Source organism: Cupriavidus sp. 8B, from assembly GCF_054589115.1.
The window spans coordinates 1-828 of record NZ_BAAILO010000315.1; the positions used below are offsets into that span (position 1 = coordinate 1).

Annotated in this window: 1 protein-coding gene; it reads right to left on the reverse strand. The window is 65.6% G+C overall.

What is annotated here, in order from left to right; all coding sequences use genetic code 11:
* Positions 1-549 (reverse strand): translesion DNA synthesis-associated protein ImuA (gene imuA, locus ACYP5B_RS31145; protein ID WP_459572240.1); only part of this gene is annotated, 549 nt, incomplete at its 3' end.
* Positions 550-828: the final 279 nt, after the last annotated feature.

Here is an 828-nt window from a genome sequence, read left to right on the forward strand (position 1 = left end):
GAGTTCGACGCCGCCGGCGGCCGGCGCGATGCCGATGCGCAGCGGCGCCGGTGAGGCGTCACGCGCGCAGGCCAGCGGCCGCATCAGGCAGAACAGCGTCTCCGCCGACTGCGCCGCCAGATGCAGCCGGCGCAACGCGTCATTGCGGATGTGCTGCTGCCAGAACAGCAAGGCGCCGCAGGTACCGGCGCGCAGCAGCTGCTCGGTGGCCCAGAGCGCATCCGCGGTGCGCTGGCAACGGATCCAGAGCAACTGCTCGGGCGGCACGCCCCAATTGGCGAGGGCCAGAGCTTGCGGTGCATGGGGCGGCTGGACCAGGGCGATCGGACGCTTTGCCGCGGCCAGCAACGCCGGGCGCAGCAGGCGCAACTCGCCCACGCCGGGTTGCTGGACGAGGAATTCGACCAGCGTCCCGGTTGGCCAGCCCCCGCCCGGCAACTCGGCCGCCAGAGCCGGATAGCCTGTGGTCACGGTGCGGCCGGCAGCCCGCGCCAGTTGGGAGGCGCGCCAGAGGGCGGGATGGATGGTTTCAGGGGCGAGCGTGGCCATGGAGTTGGTGTTCAGAAGCTAAAATCCAGTTTACTGTATATTTATACAGTGGTCGGGGAAAATTCTAATGCAAGGCTGAAATATGCTCTATTGACATCTTTTGGTGCGGGAGCCAGGCGTGGTCTCGCCTACCTGAGAAAAGTTGGGGAACGAATCTGAGTGAAGAAGATTTCGCCCGGACGAGAATCGAGAGGTTCATGTCCGGATCTGTGAGGGCGTGAGGGTGCGATTCCCTTGCGCTACTCGACATGCGACGGTTCGCAAGCCCAGCAGCGACGC